General features: G+C 73.8%; 11 protein-coding genes. 1 reads left to right on the forward strand and 10 read right to left on the reverse strand.

The genetic code is table 11. From position 1 onward, the window contains the following. Window positions 1-118: 118 nt before the first annotated feature. Window positions 119-2,329: an FUSC family protein gene (locus tag ACFYWQ_RS20850; RefSeq protein WP_389518292.1), complete on the reverse strand. Its 2,211-nt coding sequence runs from the start codon at window positions 2,327-2,329 to the stop codon at window positions 119-121. A gap of 471 nt (window positions 2,330-2,800) precedes the next feature. Continuing rightward, a complete protein-coding gene (locus tag ACFYWQ_RS20855; RefSeq protein ID WP_389518293.1) occupies window positions 2,801-4,180 on the reverse strand; it encodes an NAD(P)/FAD-dependent oxidoreductase in 1,380 nt (459 codons plus the stop codon). A 282-nt stretch (window positions 4,181-4,462) separates the two neighbouring features. Between ACFYWQ_RS20855 and ACFYWQ_RS20860 the strand changes: the two genes are divergently transcribed. Beyond that, a complete protein-coding gene (locus tag ACFYWQ_RS20860; RefSeq protein ID WP_389518294.1) occupies window positions 4,463-4,936 on the forward strand; it encodes a MarR family winged helix-turn-helix transcriptional regulator in 474 nt (157 codons plus the stop codon). A 54-nt stretch (window positions 4,937-4,990) separates the two neighbouring features. Here ACFYWQ_RS20860 and ACFYWQ_RS20865 read toward each other — a convergent pair whose 3' ends face one another. From ACFYWQ_RS20865 to ACFYWQ_RS20900, 8 genes are all read right to left on the reverse strand, one after another. Continuing rightward, window positions 4,991-6,715, reverse strand: coding sequence for a PP2C family protein-serine/threonine phosphatase (locus ACFYWQ_RS20865; protein ID WP_389518351.1), 1,725 nt, complete (start codon window positions 6,713-6,715; stop codon window positions 4,991-4,993). Beyond that, window positions 6,712-7,755 carry a SpoIIE family protein phosphatase gene (locus ACFYWQ_RS20870; RefSeq protein ID WP_389518295.1) on the reverse strand — a complete coding sequence of 348 codons (1,044 nt, stop codon included), beginning with the start codon at window positions 7,753-7,755 and terminating at the stop codon, window positions 6,712-6,714. The genes ACFYWQ_RS20865 and ACFYWQ_RS20870 overlap by 4 nt, the downstream gene beginning before the upstream one ends. Beyond that, window positions 7,755-8,198, reverse strand: coding sequence for an anti-sigma regulatory factor (locus ACFYWQ_RS20875; protein WP_389518296.1), 444 nt, complete (start codon window positions 8,196-8,198; stop codon window positions 7,755-7,757). Before ACFYWQ_RS20875 ends, ACFYWQ_RS20870 begins: the two co-directional genes overlap by 1 nt. Further along, complete coding sequence (locus ACFYWQ_RS20880) at window positions 8,195-8,611, reverse strand: STAS domain-containing protein (RefSeq protein WP_389518297.1); 417 nt, start codon at window positions 8,609-8,611, stop codon at window positions 8,195-8,197. Before ACFYWQ_RS20880 ends, ACFYWQ_RS20875 begins: the two co-directional genes overlap by 4 nt. Further along, entirely contained in the window at window positions 8,608-9,507 is a 900-nt protein-coding gene (locus ACFYWQ_RS20885; protein ID WP_389518298.1) for an STAS domain-containing protein, read from the reverse strand. The genes ACFYWQ_RS20880 and ACFYWQ_RS20885 overlap by 4 nt, the downstream gene beginning before the upstream one ends. Before the next feature lie 355 nt (window positions 9,508-9,862). Continuing rightward, window positions 9,863-10,255: an STAS domain-containing protein gene (locus tag ACFYWQ_RS20890; protein ID WP_389518299.1), complete on the reverse strand. Its 393-nt coding sequence runs from the start codon at window positions 10,253-10,255 to the stop codon at window positions 9,863-9,865. A 217-nt stretch (window positions 10,256-10,472) separates the two neighbouring features. Continuing rightward, on the reverse strand, window positions 10,473-12,860 hold the full coding sequence (locus ACFYWQ_RS20895) for a SpoIIE family protein phosphatase (RefSeq protein ID WP_389518352.1): 2,388 nt from the start codon (window positions 12,858-12,860) through the stop codon (window positions 10,473-10,475). Between the two features lie 250 nt (window positions 12,861-13,110). Further along, entirely contained in the window at window positions 13,111-17,391 is a 4,281-nt protein-coding gene (locus ACFYWQ_RS20900) for a HAMP domain-containing protein (protein ID WP_389518300.1), read from the reverse strand. Between the last annotated feature and the right edge of the window lie 165 nt (window positions 17,392-17,556).

Consider the following 17,556-nt stretch of genomic DNA (forward strand, 5'->3'; position numbering starts at 1 on the left):
GGCGGGACCGGACCGGATCGGCAGACCGGTGACCGGCCGGACCGGCCGGACGCCGACGGGCTGAACGGCCGATGCCGTCCCGGCAGTCCTCGCCCGGACCGCACGCGGGCCCCGCCGGTCACCGCTCCGGCGGACGGGACACCGGGACGCCCAGGGGCCGGGCCAGGCCGACCACGGCTTCGTCCAGGCGTTGCAGGTGCCGTAGGACCCGGTCGGTGACCCGGCCGTAGCGGGGGGTCGCGGGCCCGCCGGGCTCCAGGAGGGCGGCGATGCTCGGGCCGGTCCGCACCTCGGCGGTGCCGCCTCGCTCCGCGACGTGCGCCGCGAGGGTGCGGATGTTGTCCAGGTTGCGCCGCCCGGCCGTGCGCAGCCGCGGGTCCGCGGCGATGGACGGATGGGTGGGCAGCAGCTCGGCCGTCGCCGCGAGGGACCGGGCGTGGTAGGCGCAGGTCTCCAGCAGGGCGACGACGTACCGTGCGGTGTCCCGGCGGGTCCGCAGCGGGGTGACCGGATGGGTCAGCGGTTTGGTGGCCGCCCGGAGGTCGGCCAGCGCCTGGTCCAGGTCGCGGGCCCGGTCCAGCAGATCGACGGGAGGGCCCCCGCTGAGCTGGTCGACGGCGCCCTCGGTGACGTCGGCCAGCCGCTCCAGCACCGTCGTCAGCAGTTCGTTCGTGCGCCGGTCGGTGTGCACCGGCAGCACCAGCGCGGCCGCCACCACCCCGCAGACCACCCCCAGCGCCGTCTCCTCGATCCGCAGCACCAGCACCGACGTGCTGTAGGTGTGCAGCAGCGTGTACAGCACCCCGAGCGCCGCGGTGACGAAGAACGACATGAGGGTGTACGACAGCGGCGCCGTGTAGAACATGGCGAACACGCAGACCAGCACCACCGCGAACGCCGTCACGGTGTGGTGGCCCACGGCCGCCGCGAGCCCGATGCCCGCGATCACGCCCAGCACGGTCCCCAGCAGCCGCCGGTAGCCCTTGACCAGGATCTCCCCGGTCGAGGCCGTGTTGATGAACACGATCCAGCAGGTCAGCACCGCCCAGTACCAGCGGTTCGCCGACAGCAGCTCGCCGCCGACGATGGCCAGTGAGGAGCCGACGGCGACCTGCACGGCCGCCCGGGTCGTCGGCCTCCGCAGCCCCGTGGCCTCCGCCGCCTCCGCCTCGGCGTCCTCCCCGGCGATGGCCGCGTCCTCGGCGTCCAGTTCCTCGCGGGAGCGGGCCGTCTCGGGGCTGTCGTCGGACTCGTCCTGGGGCCCGTCGAGCGCGATCCGCAGGCCGAGCACGGCCCGGGCCGCCTCGCCGACGCCCCGGAAGACGTCCTGCACGGCCGGGGAGGCGACCGGCAGGTTCTCCTCCTCCCGGTAGCCGAGCAGCCGGTTGCGCACCTGCGCCAGACCGGTGCCGTCGGCGACGGGATGCCGTACCAGCAGGCGCAGCGCGCCCAGGTCGCGGCGGAGCACGTCGGTCGCCTCGTCCCGCACCGGCAGCCGCCCGCTCGCGGGGAACGGCGCGCCGGGCAGGTGCAGGGTCAGGGTGTGCGTCCGCTCGGCGCTGCGTGCCGTGAGCAACAGCAGGCCGAGCCGTTCGGCGGCGATCTCCGCGTCGGCGATGCGGCGCTGCACCAGCCGGGCGGTGGCCTCGTCCGGGGTGCCCTCCTCCAGCCGGCTCTGGATCATCATGGCCGTCTCGTGCAGCCGGGCGGTGCCCTCGCGCACCTGCGCCAGCACCTTCTCCACGTCGTCGGGACCCGCGTCGAGCAGGTCCAGGTGCGCGTCCAGCAACTGCGCCAGGCGCGCCCGGAAGGCGTGCCGCAGCCGTGCGAGGATCCCCGTCGGCGTCTGCGGCACCAGTCCGAACCGCGCCACCGCACTGCACCCGAACGCGACGACGATCGTCCCGCACAGGCCGGGCAGGGTCGCTCCGGTGGCCCCGACGAACAGGGACATGAAGTACACCTGGAAGCCGATCAGGCCGAGCGCGGTGCCCCGGTCGCCGAACCGGCGGCCGTAGACGGCGCAGAAGATGAGGACGACGAAGAAGACGTCGCCCGCCACCACCCGCGAGCTGAGCAGGGCCGCCAGGGAGACCGAGGCGAGCGCCACGGGCAGGCCCAGGGCCAGGGTGACGGCCTGGGCGCCGCGCTGCTTCTCCCGGATGGCGAACGTGGCGACCATGGCCGCGATGGCGCCCGCCACCAGGTGCGTCACGTCAGCGCCCAGCGTGGCGAGCACGGCCAGCGTCAGGGCGATCGCGCCGACCGTCCGCAGCCCGGCCGCGAGCCGCAGCAGCCCCGGATCGGACGCCAGGGTCCGATCCCACACCCTCGTCCCGACCGACCGTGCCGCCTTCACGCCGCCGTACTCTCTCCCGCCTCGTCCCACCCGCCTGCCGGCCGGTGGCTCTCACACACCCGGAAACACCGGATCTTTCGAACCCGCGGACCCGTGGACCCGCAGGCTCGCGGACCCGCAGGCTCGCGGACCCGCAGGCTCGCGGACCCGCGGACCCGCGGACCCGCGGACCCGCGGACCCGAGGACCCGCGGACCCGAGGACCCGCGGACCCGCGGACCCGAGGACCCGCGGACCCGCGGACCCGAGGACCCGAGGACCCGAGGACCCGAGGACCCGAGGACCCGCGGGCTCGCAGACCCGCAGGCTCGCAGACCCGAGGACCCGCAGACCCGAGGACCCGCAGACCCGAGGACCGCAGACCCGCAGACCCGCAGACCTGCGACCTCACGACCCCACCGAACCTATCGGAGTCCTCCGGCGCCCCCGCACCCGCCCGGGCTCACCCGTCCCCGGGCGGCCGCGTGCCCTCCACGTGTGCCCGCACCTGCTCCGGCGTCAGATAGCTGTCCGTGTACTCGAAGTCCTTCAGCTTGGCGGGCCGGCGCGCCTGGAAGCCGGTGCGCACGAAATCGTCGCCCGCGATCGCGTTGAGCGTCCAGTTCGTCAGCACCCGCGCCTTGGCGACGCCCGTGCGCAGCGCGCTCCAGTGGTACCCGCGGGCGACGGCCTGCGCGGGCAGTCCGCGCAGTTCCACGCCGAGGGGCTTGGAGACCGCGTCGGTGCCGCCGAGGTCGACGACCAGGCCGAGGTCCTTGTGCACGTACGGCTTCATCCCCTGGCCCCGCAGCGTCCCGATGACGTTGTCGGCGACGGCCCGGCCCTGCCGCATGGCGTGCTGCGCGGTGGGCGGGCAGACCGCGCCCGCCTCGCCCTTGGCCTCGTCGGGCACCGCGGCGGCGTCCCCGAGCGCGAACACCCCGTCCTGGCCCGGCAGGCACATCTCGGACGTGACGGCCAGGCGCCCGCGGACGGTCTCCGCGCCGAGGGTGGCGATGAGCGGGCTGGCCACGACACCGGCGGTCCAGATCAGCGTGCGGGTGGGGACCACCCGCCCGTTCGTGAAGGTGACCTCCTCGGGACCGGCCTTGGCGATGGACGTCCCCAGCGAGATCTCGATCCCGCGCCGGCGCAGCACCTCCTGGGCGCTGCGGCCGAGCCGGTCGCCCAGCTCCGGCATCAGCTTCGGGGCGATGTCGATGAGGTGCCACTTGATCAGGCCCGGGTCCAGCCGGGGGTAGCGCTTGATCGCGTTGTGCGTGAGCAGTTGCAGGCAGGCGGCGGTCTCGGTGCCCGCGTAGCCGCCGCCGACGACCACGAACTGGAGCCGTGAGGCCCGTTCGGCGGGGTTCTGGCTGGCGTCGGCGAGGTCGAGCTGGGTGATGACGTGGTCGCGGACGTAGGCGGCCTCCGCGAGCGTCTTCATCCCGAAGGCGTGATCCGTCAGGCCGGGGATGTCGAAGGTCCGGGTGACACTGCCGGGAGCCAGCACGATGTAGTCGTACGGCTCGTCGACGATCTCGTCGGTGATGGTCCGGACGACGCAGACCTTCGACTTGAGGTCCACGCCGATGGCGCCGCCCGGGATGATCCGGGTGCGGTACTTGCGGCTGCGGCGCAGCGAGAGGGCGATCGACTGGGGCGTCAGCACCCCGGAGGCGACCTGGGGCAGCAGCGGCAGATAGAGCTGGTAGCTGAACGGTGTCACCAGGGTGACGTCGGCCTCGTCGGGGGCGAGCCTGCGCTCCAGGCGCCGCACGCACTCCACCCCCGCGAAGCCCGCACCCACCACCAGGATCCTGGGTCGTGTCACGATGTCCATCCCTTTCTGCGGCTCCGGGCGGTCTGCCTCGACGTCATGCGCGTGCCCGCCGGAGGGCCCCTTCGCACCTGATCGGTCCCGTCGGCGCCGGTCCCGTCGATCCCATCCCGACCGGAGCGGTTCCGCCAGCCGGGCGGCGCATGCAGACGAACAGCCCGGCGGCGCACGCAGACGAACGTTTCTTCCGAAGCCACCGACGTACCCGTCAATGGACCTGTGTACGCCCGGGCCCTTCGGGTAGCTCGACGTACATGACAAGTGCGGTGGCCGGAGGGTAGCGGCGTGGGGTGCGCGGAGGGCTCCGGGAACGACCGGGGGGAGACCCGGGAAGCGGCGGCTCGGCGGGTCGTCGACGCGGTGGAGAGCCTGGTGGCCTGCTGGCTGGCGGCGGCCGAGGAGACCGCGCCCCGGCTGCCCGACCGGCAGCTGCTCGCCCTGAGAACGGTGCGGCGCAGCCCGGAACTCAACCTGACCGGCCTCGCCGAGCACCTCGGCATCGGTCTGCCCACCGCGAGCCGTCTGTGCGACCGGCTGGAGGCGGCCGGGCTGCTGGAGCGGACCGTGCAGCCACGCAACCGGCGCGAGGTGCAGCTCGTGCTGACCGCCTACGGCCGGCGTGTCCTCGCGGACGTCACCGACCGGCGCGTCCGCCGGCTGGCGGCCGTGTTCGAGGGCATGACGACGGCGCAGCGCACCGCCCTGGAGCACGGTCTCTTCGCCTTCCGGCAGGCCAACACGGACGGGACGGACGCCTGACGGACACCGGCCCCCCTGGACATCAGGCCCAGGCCAACCCCCAACCCCCAAGCCTCAAGCCCCCACAGTCACCGACCCCGTCCGGCTGTCGATGTGGCTCAGCAGGAGACAGACGTCGTCGTCGCGTTCGGAGTCGCTGAGCATCGGGTCCAGGATGCGCTCGGCCGACGCGTCCAGGTCCGCGTCCAGCTCCTCGGTGCGGAACGCGCCGAGCGCCGCCGCGAGCCGGGCGATACCCGGGTCTATGCCGTGGGCCCGCCGCTCGACCAGGCCGTCCGTGTACAGGGCCAGGGTCGACCCCGGGGCCAGCGGGACCGTGTGGTCGGCGATCTCCTGCCGCAGCGGGATGCCGAGCATCGCCCCCGGCTTGGCGTCCAGCGTGCGCACCCGCCCGTCCGGGTCGCGCAGCACCGGCGGCGGATGCCCGGCGGCCGCCCACGTCAGGACCGGCTCGCCCGGCTGGAAGCGGGCGATGACGGCCGTCGCGTACAGGTCGGGCTGGAGGTGGTGGAGGAAGGTGTGCAGCCGGGTCAGCAGCACGCCCGGGCTGCCCCCGTCCACGGCGTAGGCCCGCAGCGCGGTGCGCAGCTGGCTCATCATCACCGCCGCGTGCAGCCCGTGCCCGGTCACGTCGCCGATCACGGTGATCAGGCTGCCGTCGGGCTGCCGGAACGCGTCGTACCAGTCGCCGCCGATGTTCAGCCCGTACGTCGCGGGCAGGTAGCGGGCCGCGAGCCGCAGCCCCGGGGTGGTCGGCAGCTCGGTCAGCAGGGCGCGCTGGAGCGTCTCGGCGATGTCCCGGTTGTGCTCGTAGCGCCGCGCGTTGTCGAGCGCGGTGCTGGCCCGCCGGGTCAGTTCGATCAGCATGACGGCGTCGTCGGGGTCCCAGCGCTCGCCGGGCGGGGTGAGGGTCAGCACGCCCAGCGGCGCGCGCCGCGTCGGCAGCGGCACGCACAGCAGCGGCCGCTCGGGATGCAGCGCCGACGGCGGCTGGTCGTCCACGCCGGACAGACCGCCGGGGTGGTCGGCCGCGTACTGGGGCCGTCCGGTGCGGGCGGCGATCACGGCGGCCGCCGGGTGCGGTACCGACGGGTGGCGGTCGTCGTCCCCGTCCTCGAAGAGCCAGACGTCGACCGTGCCCGCGTACTCGGGCACCAGCAGTTCGGGCAGCCGGCGCACGATCTCCTCGTGGTTGAGGGAGGCGGTCAGCACCGCGCTGGCGTCGGCCAGGAACGTCAGCCGGCGCCGGGCGCTCTCCGCCTCCTGCCGGGCCGCGCGCTCCGCCGCGAAGGCCTCGCGCTGGGCCCGTCCGGCGGCGTCCAGCTCGGCGTGCAGCGCCAGGACGCCCTGGTTGGTCTGGTGCAGCTCCTCCCGGTGGAAGGCGACCAGTTCCTCCTGCTCGGCGAGCCTGTCCAGGACGAGCCCGGTGTCCTCGTCGGCGCCGAGCAGGGCCTCCGCGAGGACTCCGGGGTCGTCGGCGGTCAGGTCCCCTACGGTGGCGGCGTCCGCGGGGTCGGGGCAGTCCACGGCGACCTGCCACGGCGGTTCTCCGGCGGCGAGGGCGGGGGTGACCTCGGCCCGCAGCAGCCCGTCGGCCGTCTCCAGGGTGAGCCGCCAGGTGCCGCCCTTGGTCAGACACTGCCGCAGCCGTCCGCTGAGCGCGGTCGCCAGCCGCGTCCGCTCCAGGGGCGCGACGCCGAACGCGGCGGCCAGGCGCGCGGCGGCGATCCGGGCGCGCGCCGCGTCGGTGACGGAGGTGATCTGCCAGGTACGCATCAGGGGCGGTCCGCCGGGGTCGGGGACAGGACGGCCACGGCGGTGTCGTCACGCACCGGGCGGGCGGGGCTGCTGGCGTCGCGCACGATCACGGCGGCGGTCACCGCCGGGTCGGCGGCCGGCAGCAGGGGGTCGGAGGGCGGCACCCAGCGGCTGGGCAGACCGTCGCTGTGCAGCACCAGCAGCCGGTCCGGGGCCCACACGGCCTCGGTCTCGGTCAGGGTGGCCGGGCGGTGCACGCCCACTATGCCGGGCCGGGAGAGCAGATGACGCCAGGAGTCCCCCTCGCGCAGCCGGGCCCCCACGTTCCCGATCCCGGCGCACCGCAGCCGTCCGGTCCGTACGTCGACCTGGGCCAGCGCGACCGCCGCGCCCCGCGTGCCGCGCAGCGCGCCGTCCAGGCGGCGCAGCACCTGAGCGGGGCCGAGGTGGGCCGAGCGGCGCAGTTCCTCGACCGCGGCGGTCGAGGCGTGGGCCGCCTCACGGCCGTGCCCCAGCCCGTCGGCCAGCATGAGGGTGTACCGGTCGTCGGCGCGCACCCACGTCCAGGCGTCCCCGGAGAACTCGTCCCCGGCGAACGGCACGTTCACCCCACCGGCCCGCACGGGCACGGGCTCCCCGGCGTCCGCCGGCGCGGCCGCGCCGACGCGGGCCAGGGCCACCGTGCCGCGTCCGGGGACGCTGTGCAGGTGGAAGTCGTCGGCCACCCGCCGGCAGGTGCCCAGACCGGCCCCCAGGGAGCCGGCCGTGGAGAACCCGTCGCCCAGCGCGGCCGGTACGTCGGCCATGCCCGGCCCGTGGTCCACGGCGGTTATCTGGACGACGGCCCCGCCCTGTCCGCCCGGCGGGGCGACCGTCTCCACGAGCAGCCGGCCGCCGCCGGCGTGCTTGAGGAGGTTGGTGGCCAGCTCCGTCGCCACCAGGGCGGCGGCCGCCGCGCGCGACTCGCCGAGGCCCACGCGCGCCGAGGCCTCCTCCGCGGCCACGCGCGCGTCGCGCACCCGCGTCGGGTCGTGCACCGGGACGTCCCACACGCGCGGCATCAGAACTCCTCACGCGGCCGGGGCGGGCGGGCCGCCCACGAGGTCACCGTCACCGTCGTACCGACACCGGGCGTGCTGTCGATGGCGAAGTCGTGCACCAGCCGCCGCGCGCCGCCCAGGCCCAGGCCCAGCCCGTCGCCGGAGGTGTAGCCGTCGCTCAGCGCCTGCTCCAGGTCGGCGATCCCCGGACCGTCGTCCGAGAAGACCAGCCGCAGTCCCCGGTGGTGCCCGTCGGTGACGGGCGACGCGTCCACCTCTCCGCCACCGCCGTAGACCAGCGTGTTGCGGGCCAGTTCGCTGGCCGCCGTGACCAGTTTCGTCTGTTCGACCAGACTGAAGCCGAGCGCGGCGGCGGCCTGCCGCACATGCTGCCGCACCCACACCAGGTCGCGCTCCGTGCGGATCGGCAGGCGGGCTTCGATGCCCGCGGCGGTCCCGGTCACCGGGGCTCCCGGCGGGGGCCGCGCGGGCCGGACGCGCCGTCCAGGCCGAGGAGTTCCAGGGCCGCCTCCGTGCTCAGCGCGGTCCGCAGCCCGGGGAGCGTCAGTCCCAGCTCCACCAGGGTGAGGGCGACCGCGGGCCGCATGCCGGCGACGACGGTCTGGGCGGCCAGCAGCCGGGCGTTCGCCGCGATCTCGGCCAGCACCCGACCGAGGAAGGAGTCGACGATCTCCACGCCCGAGATGTCGATGATCACGCCGGTCACCCGGCTGCCGGCGATCGCCTCCACGATGTCCTGCTGGAGTTGTTCCGCCGTGCCGTCGTAGAGGTCCCCCTGGAGCGTGACCAGCAGGACGTCGCCCAGCCTGAGCACCGGCACGGGCACCGCGCCGGCGGGGGAGAAGTGGTCGTTCACCGTGGACCCGCACCACCGGGCGTCGTGTGCACGATGTCGGCGCCGAGCCCGTTCAGGGCGTACGACAGGGCGTCGGCCAGGCCGGCCCGGGTGACCACGGTCCCCAGGTCCAGTCCCAGGTGCACGATGGTCTGGGCGATCGCCGGCCGGATGCCGGAGACGACGCACTCCGCGCCCATCAGCCGTACGGCGGCCACCGTCTTCATCAGGTGCTGCGCGACCAGCGAGTCGACCGTCGGCACCCCGGTGATGTCCAGGATCGCGAAGCGCGCCTGCTGGTCGACGACCGCTTCCAGCAGCGTCTCCATCACCACCTGGCTGCGCGCGCTGTCGAGCGTGCCGATGAGCGGGACGGCGACGATGCCGTCCCACAGCCGGATCACGGGCGTGGCGACCTCCAGCATCTGCAACTGCTGCCGGTCACTGAGCGCCCGCGCCTCGGTCAGCGCGGTCTCCATCACCACCAGCCTCAGCGTCCCCATGAGGACGGTCAAGGCGGTGGTGCAGTCCCTGAGGTGCTCCGCCGTCGCGTCCGGCAGGTCGGCGAGCAGGAGGTCGACGGCGGGGATCCGCAGGGCGTCCACCTCGCCGCACACCTGGGCGGTGGTCCGGCCGGAGCGGGACCGGGCGGCCGTCATCCGCGCCAACTGCTCGCGCACCGGGCTGAATCCCGGACTGTCGGAGTCCTCGACCCGGCCGCTGCGGGCGACCTGGGCCAGGGCGTCCGCCACGCTCCGGCCCGCCTCCACCGCCTCCTCGCGCGAGACGGTGTACACGGTGCGGAACAGGGTCTCGTCGGCCCACCGCTGGGCGATCTGCTCCCGGCGGCGGCTCAGGAAGGCCCCGATCTCGTCGGCCGGTGTTCCGTTCGGTGCGGCCGCTTGGTGCTCCGGCACTGCCTCACTCCTCATCTGCTTCCTGCCGCCGCGCTCCTGCCGCGCACGACGGGGGACGTGACTCTTGCCGGGCGACAACCCTAACCACGGGCCGATCGCCCACGACACCCCGCTCCGGCCCGGCAACCCGCTCGTGCGGCGGCCGCCGTGACACCTGCCCGAAGGGGCGACGCGTGTTCGACGGCCGGGCGGTCCTCGTACCAACGGCTCCGCCCCTCACGGGAGTTCGGCCAGGTCAGTGGTCCGCCCACTCTGTTGCCTCGCGCCTATGGTTGTCAAACGGCAACTATCGACCGGGTGGAGGACCGTCGGTCGCCGCGCACCTGCGGGTTCGCGGGGTGCGGCGGCCGGCCGGTCAGGCCCCTTCGCCACCCGGGGCGGCCTGCGGACGGTCGATGAGCGCCAGGGCGTCGTCGACCTTCTCGGACACCGGCACGGTGAGGCTGACCCCGGTGAGGTCCAGCACCCGGCGCACCGCGGGCGTGGGATTGATCACGTGCACGGTGCCGGGCAGCTCCCGCGCCTCCTGGTACACCCGCAGAATGATGTTCATACCGGACGAGTCCATGAACGGCACCTCCGACAGATCCAGCAGGAAGTGGCGACGGCCGTGATGGAGCTGGTTGGCCAGATGGGCCTGGAACTCGGTCGCGGTGTCGAGGTCCAGATGACCCTCGACCGTGACCAGGGCCACGTCGTCGCGGGGCAGGGTGACCTCGACGGACAGCGGGTTCTGGGCGATGGACACGAGTACCTCCGAAAACTGACGGTCCGGGCCGTACGACCCGGCGGGCGACTGCGGTGCGACGCGAGAGTCGGGTGGAGGCGGGACGCCCCACCGGCCACACGACCGGTGACGCTTCCCCCCTTCACCTGCGGCTCTCGACCTCGCACCGCGCCCGAGCGGATACCCCCGAACCACCCACGCATGCACCCGCCCCGTGGGCGACCCGCAGGACGCCGCGCTACCCCAGCCTGATGCCCACGATGCAGGTGTCGTCGTCCGTGTCGGACCTGCTGTAGGTGAGCAGCCGGTCCAACTGCTGGTCCAGCGTCGGCGGAACCGTGCGGGCCTGGCTCAGCAGGTGCGTCAGCGACTCCTCCACCGACCGGTCCCGCCGCTCGATCAGCCCGTCCGTGTACATCAGCAGCGTGTCGTCGGCGGCGAGCTGGATCTCCTCCTCCTCGTACGTCGTCTCCGGCACCGCCCCCAGCAGCATGCCCTTCAGCAGCGGCAGCGGCACGGCGCCCGAGGAGCGGACCAGGACGGGCGGCAGATGGCCCGCCCGGGCCCAGCGCAGGGTCCGCCGGACCGGGTCGTACAGACCGCACACCGCCGTGGCCGTGACCGCGCCCGTCAGATGGTGCGCCACGATGTTCAGCCACGACAGCAGCTGGCCCGGCCCGGCTCCGGTCACGGCCAGCCCGCGCAGCGCGTTGCGCAGCACCACCATGCTGGTCGCCGCCTCGATGCCGTGCCCGGCCACGTCCCCCACGCACAGCATGACCAGCCGCGAGGGCAGCACCACCGCGTCGTACCAGTCGCCGCCCACCAAGTGCTCCTCCTCGGCGGGCCGGTAACGGACCGCCACCTGGAGACCGGGGGCCTCCAGCGGTGGCCGGGTGGGCGGCATGATCGCATGCTGGAGCTGGAGCGCCAGCCGGCTGCGCTCGCTCGCGTGCTGCTCGGTCTGGGCGAGCTGGTCACGGGTGGCGGCCAGCGCGACCTCCGTCCAGTGCTGGGCCGAGATGTCCTGGTAGGCCCCGCGCAGCGCGACCAGCCGGCCGTCGGTGTCCAGCACCGGCTCGGCGACGATCCGCATGTGCCGGGTCACCCCGTCGGGCCGCTGGAGCCGGAAGGCGGCGGAGGCCGGACGGCGGTTGTGCAGCAGCGTGCGCAGGAACCGGCCGATGGCCACCGCGTCGTCCGGATGGGCGTACGCCGCCAGTTCCTCCAGCGGCACCGGAGCGCTCGACGGGTCCCTCCCGTACAGGGCGAACATCTGCCCGTTCCAGGTGGTCTCGCCCGTCAGCACGTTCTCCTCGAAGCCGCCGATGCGGCCGAGGCGCTGCGCGTGCTGCAACAGGCTCGCCAGCCGTGCCGTCTCGTCCTCGATGCGCCAGATCAGCAGCACACACGTGCCGTGCCGGCTGATGCTCAGGTCCGCGACCGCCGACAGCGGCACCTCGTCGACCAGCGCGGTCAGGCTCATCCGGCGGGCGCGGAACGGCTCGCCGGTGGCGTGGACGCGCTCGATGCGCTGGAAGAGGTCGCTGCCGCCCGCGGCCATCGGGTACGCCTCCAGCAGCAGCGCGCCGTTGACCACCGCGCGCGGCCGTCCCGCCGGGTCCAGGAACCGGTCGTTGACGTGCTGGATGCGGAAGTCCACCAGCTGTCCCGCCGCGTCGACGTGCGGGACCAGCACGAGCGCCGGGTCGTGCAGCCCGTCCGCCAGGTCCATCAGCTCCGCCGCGTCCGGCAGCATCCGCGGCTCCGCGTCGGCGCTCGCACCGCGGGGATAGGTCTGGAGCGTGTGCGCGCACAGCTCCGCCAGCGCCTCGACCTGCCGCACGACCTGGGGCGGCTGCGGCTCCAGCGGACCCGGCCACGCGATCTCCAGGACCCCGTGGACCCGCCCCCCGGTCCCGGCGGGCAGGGCGACCCGGCCGCCGTCGGGGTACAGGTGCCGGCCGATGGTGGGCAGCCCGGTCTGCGCCAGCGAGCCGATCCATTGCCCCGAGCGCTCGGTGAGCCCGTGGCGGGCCACCGTGAGGACGTCCGGGGGGACGTAGCGCCAGCGGGTGGCCTCGCCGGCGGGGAAGCCGGCGCTCCCGGCCAGCGTCAGCGACCCGTCGGTGCCCGCCGCCCAGATCGCCACGGCCACCGCGCCCAGCGGGCCCAGGGCGTGCTGGAGCAGCGAGTCGGCGACCGCCTGGGCGTCGTGCGCCGCCAGCGCCCCGCTCTCCGCGGACCGCAGCCGTACGGCCGCGGAGGTCTCGACCGGCGCCTCGGTGCCCGAGACGGTCGCGAAGAAGGCGTCGGTCACCTCCGACACCCGGTCCTTGGCGGCCTGGTTGATGACGTCCACCGCGAACTCCAGCGGCGACGTGCCGGCCTGCTCCGCCAGCTCGGTGAGCTGCCGGGCGGCCTCGGCCGGACCGCAGCCCAGCCGCTCCACCAGGATGCCCTTGGCCAGCTCGACCAGCGCCCGCCCCTCGGCCTCCGCCTGTGCCGCCCGCACCTCACGGCGCAGCCGCTCGACCGTGGCCGCGAGGCGGCCCACCGGGGTGGGGCTCGCGTCCTCGGACCCGGGGGCGTCCCCCGGTGCGGAGGCCGGCGGGGCGGTGGTCACCTGCGCCGGCACCGACGGGTCGGGGCCGGCCGGTACGAGGGACGCCGGACCGGTGCCGCCCGGCGCCCGGGTCGACGGGTCGACGGCGCTGCGGACCGGCGGTGCCGGCCCGTCCCCGGTCCCCGGGGAGACGGAGGCCGACGGCGCCGGCCCCGCCGGAGCGTCGTGCCGGTCGTGCGGCTGTTCGGGAATGCTCACGGTGCGATGACTCCTCGGCCGGGACGACCGGCGCTCGGAAGGACGGCCGCGCTCAGGCGGTCAGCCAGCGGCGGACGCAGGACATCAGGTCGTGGGTGTCGACGGGCTTGGTCACGTAGTCACTGGCTCCCGAGGCGAGGCTCTTCTCCCGGTCGCCGGGCATGGCCTTGGCGGTCACCGCGATGATGGGCAGATCCGCGTACCGCGGCATCGTACGGATCTCGGCCGTGGCCGTGTACCCGTCCATCTCCGGCATCATCACGTCCATCAGCACCAGGGCGACGTCCGGGTTGCCGCGCAGCGTCTCGATGCCCTCACGCCCGTTCTCCGCGTGCAGCACCCGGATGCCGTGCAGCTCCAGGATGCCGCTCAGGGCGAACAGGTTGCGCGCGTCGTCGTCCACCACGAGGACCGTACGGCCCACGACGGCGTCGTCGACGGGCGGCGGCCCCACGGGCTGCGGCTCGTCCGGCCGGACCAGGGCCAGCACGTCCCCGGGCTCCTCGGCCGACAGGTGCAGCGTGATCCGCTCCCGCAGCTCGTCCAGGCTGGAGAGGAACTCCAGCGGCCGGCCCGCGGCCCGGGACTGAAGCGTCTCCTCCTGGGCCAGGTCGGCACGGTGGCCGCTGTGCACCAGGACCGGCACACCCGCCAGCGCCGAGTCCCCCTGGAACGCCTCCAGGAAGCGGGAGGCCTCCGCGCCGGGCATGCCCAGCTCCAGCACCACGCAGTGGCACGGCTCGGCGGCCAGCGCCCCGGCCGCCTCCTGCGCCCCGACGGCGGTGACGATGTCGACCGGCGGCGGCGGGGTGCCGTCCTCCCGGCCGCGCGCGATGTCCGCCACCACGCTCTCGGCGACCAGCGTCAGCAGACCGCGCGGACGCTCCTCCACCACCAGCAGCCGGCGGGGCTTCTGCCCGGACGCGCCCGGCGCCGGCGGCAGGGCGCCGAAGGCGGGCGACGCGAGCGGCACCGGCTCGTCGTCCGGCCTGCGCTCCACCGCCCGTCCGTTGCCGGCCAGCTCCTCGAAGTCCACCCGGGCGACCGGCAGGTAGAGCGTGAACGTGCTGCCCTTGCCGGGCGTGCTGTCCACCGTCACCGCACCGCCGAGCAGATGGGCGATCTCGCGGGTGATGGACAGTCCCAGTCCCGTGCCGCCGTACTTGCGGCTGGTGGTGCCGTCCGCCTGCTGGAAGGCGCCGAAGATGGTCTCCAGGTGCTGCTCCGGGATACCGATGCCGGTGTCCCGCACCCGGAAGGCGACCACCGTGCCGCCCCGCACCACCCCCTGGGGCACCTGGTCGGCGGCCACCGGCTCGATCCGCAGCTCCACACCGCCCTGCTCGGTGAACTTGACCGCGTTGGACAGCAGGTTGCGCAGCACCTGGCGCAGCCGGGAGTCGTCGGTCAGCAGGTCCGCGGGGGCCCCGGCGGCCGTGCTGACGGTGAACTCCAGGCTCTTCTGCGTGGTCATCGGCCGGAACGTCGCCTCGACGTACTCGATGAGCTGCCGCAGCGGCACCCGCTCCGGGGAGACGTCCATCTTGCCGGCCTCGACCTTCGACAGGTCCAGGATGTCGTTGATCAGCTGGAGCAGGTCCGAGCCCGCGGAGTGGATGATGCCCGCGTACTCCACCTGCTTGGGCGTCAGGTTGCGCGACGGGTTCTGGGCGAGCAGCTGGGCGAGGATCAGCAGGCTGTTGAGCGGGGTGCGCAGCTCGTGGCTCATGTTCGCCAGGAACTCCGACTTGTACTTCGACGCCAGCGACAGCTGCTGCGCCCGCGCCTCCAGCTCCTGCCGGGCCTGCTCGATCTGGAGGTTCTTCGCCTCGATGTCCCGGTTCTGCGCCACCAGCAGGGAGGCCTTCTCCTCCAGCTCGGCGTTGGACCGCTGCAACTCCTCCTGCTGCGACTGCAACTCCGCCGAGCGGGCCTGGAGTTCGGCGGTCAGCCGCTGCGACTCGTCGAGCAGCTCGTCGGTGCGGGCGTTCGCCACGATGGTGTTGACGTTGACGCCGATGGTCTCCCGCAGCTGCTCCAGGAAGTCCCGGTGGATCTGGGTGAACGCGGTCACCGACGCCAGCTCGATGACCCCGAGCACCTGCCCCTCGAACAGGATCGGCAGCAGGATCAGCGCGCTCGGCTCCACCTGCCCGAGCCCCGAGGAGATCGTGACGTACCCGGCCGGCAGCTCGTCGACCGTGATCGTACGGCGGCTGCGCGCGGCCTGGCCGACCAGCGAGCGGCCGAACGGGATACGGGTCGGGCGGTCGTCGTCGTCGGGATAGCCGTAGGCGCCCACGAGCCGCAGCTCCGGCCCCCGCCCGTCCTCCTCCGCGAGGTAGAAGGCCCCGTACTGGGCCGACACCAGCGGCACCAGCTCGTCCATGATCAGCTCGGCCACCACGGGCAGGTCCCGGTGACCCTGCATGAGGCCGGAGATCCGCGCGAGGTTGGTCTTGAGCCAGTCCTGCTCCTGGTTGGCCCGGGTGGTCTCGCGCAGGGACTCCACCATCGAGTTGATGTTGTCCTTGAGCTCGGCGACCTCGCCGGAGGCCTCCACGTTGATCGAACGCGTCAGGTCGCCCTCGGCGACCGCGCTGGTGACCTCGGCGATCGCCCGGACCTGCCGGGTCAGGTTGCCGGCCAGTTCGTTGACGTTCTCCGTGAGGCGCTTCCAGGTGCCCGAGACGCCCTCCACCTCGGCCTGGCCGCCGAGGCGTCCCTCGGTGCCGACCTCGCGGGCGACGCGGGTGACCTCGTCGGCGAAGGCGGAGAGCTGGTCGACCATCGTGTTGATCGTCGTCTTGAGTTCGAGGATCTCGCCGCGGGCGTCGACGTCGATCTTCTTCGACAGGTCGCCGCGGGCCACGGCCGTGGTCACCAGCGCGATGTTGCGCACCTGGCCGGTGAGGTTGTTGGCCATCGAGTTGACGTTGTCGGTGAGGTCCTTCCAGGTGCCGGCCACGTTCGGCACGTTCGCCTGGCCGCCGAGGCGTCCTTCGGTGCCGACCTCGCGGGCGACGCGGGTGACCTCGTCGGCGAACGCCGAGAGCGTGTCCACCATCGTGTTGATGACGTCCGCGAGCGCGGCGACCTCGCCCTTGGCCTCGACGGTGATCTTCTGGGACAGGTCGCCGCGCGCCACCGCGGTGGCGACCTGCGCGATGGACCGCACCTGCCCGGTCAGGTTCGACGCCATCACGTTGACGTTGTCCGTCAGGTCCTTCCAGGTGCCCGAGACACCCCGGACCGTGGCCTGCCCGCCGAGGTTGCCGGCCGTGCCGACCTCGCGGGCTACGCGGGTGACCTCGTCGGCGAAGGCGGAGAGCTGGTCGACCATCGTGTTGATGGTGTTCTTGAGTTCGAGGATCTCGCCGCGGGCGTCCACGGTGATCTTCTGCGACAGGTCGCCCTCGGCGACGGCCGTCGCCACCTGGGCGACATTGCGGACCTGCGCGGTCAGGTTGCCCGCCATGAAGTTCACCGAGTCGGTCAGGTCCCGCCAGGTGCCCTTGACGCCCTTCACGTCCGCCTGGCCGCCGAGGCGTCCCTCGGTGCCGACCTCGCGGGCGACGCGGGTGACCTCGTCGGCGAAGGCGGAGAGCTGGTCGACCATCGTGTTGATGGTGTTCTTCAGTTCGAGGATCTCGCCGCGGGCGTCCACGGTGATCTTCTGCGACAGGTCGCCCTTGGCGACCGCCGTCGTCACCTGGGCGACGTTGCGGACCTGCGCGGTGAGGTTCCCGGCCATGAAGTTGACCGAATCCGTGAGGTCCCGCCACACACCGGCCACACCGGGCACCTGCGCCTGGCCGCCGAGGCGTCCTTCGGTGCCGACCTCGCGGGCGACGCGGGTGACCTCGTCGGCGAACGCGGAGAGCTGGTCGACCATCGTGTTGACGGTCTCCTTCAGCTGGAGGATCTCCCCGCGCGCCGGCACGTCGATCTTCTGCGACAGGTCGCCCTTGGCGACCGCGGTCGCCACCTGCGCGATGTCGCGGACCTGCGTCGTCAGGTTGCCCGCCATGGCGTTGACGGAGTCCGTCAGGTCGGCCCAGGTGCCCGAGACCCCCGGCACCTCCGCCTGCCCGCCGAGGGTGCCCTCGGTGCCCACCTCCCGGGCCACCCGCGTGACCTCGGAGGTGAACACGGACAACTGGTCGACCATGCCGTTGAAGACGGTCGCGATGTCGCCCATGAGCCCGTCGCCGTCGGCGGGCAGCCGGGTACCGAAGTCGCCGTCGCGCACGGCGGTGAGCCCGGCGAGGAGCCTTCTGAGCTCCTGGTCGCCCGGGACCGTGTCGGTGACCTCGGCAGCGTTGCTGGTCATGCGTATCCTCGTTCCGCTCCCCAGGAGCCCCCGCGGTACGGGAGCTCGGAACCACGCCGCCCCGGTGGACGGCGCCGCATGTGGTGTGCGCATTTCCGCAGTTCACGGATGTGCGTGATGAGAGAAATCCGCCGCAGGCTATCCCACGAGCCCGTGACGGAACAA

It is taken from the genome of Streptomyces sp. NPDC003247, assembly GCF_042888135.1.
In the GTDB taxonomy this organism is placed as follows: domain Bacteria; phylum Actinomycetota; class Actinomycetes; order Streptomycetales; family Streptomycetaceae; genus Streptomyces.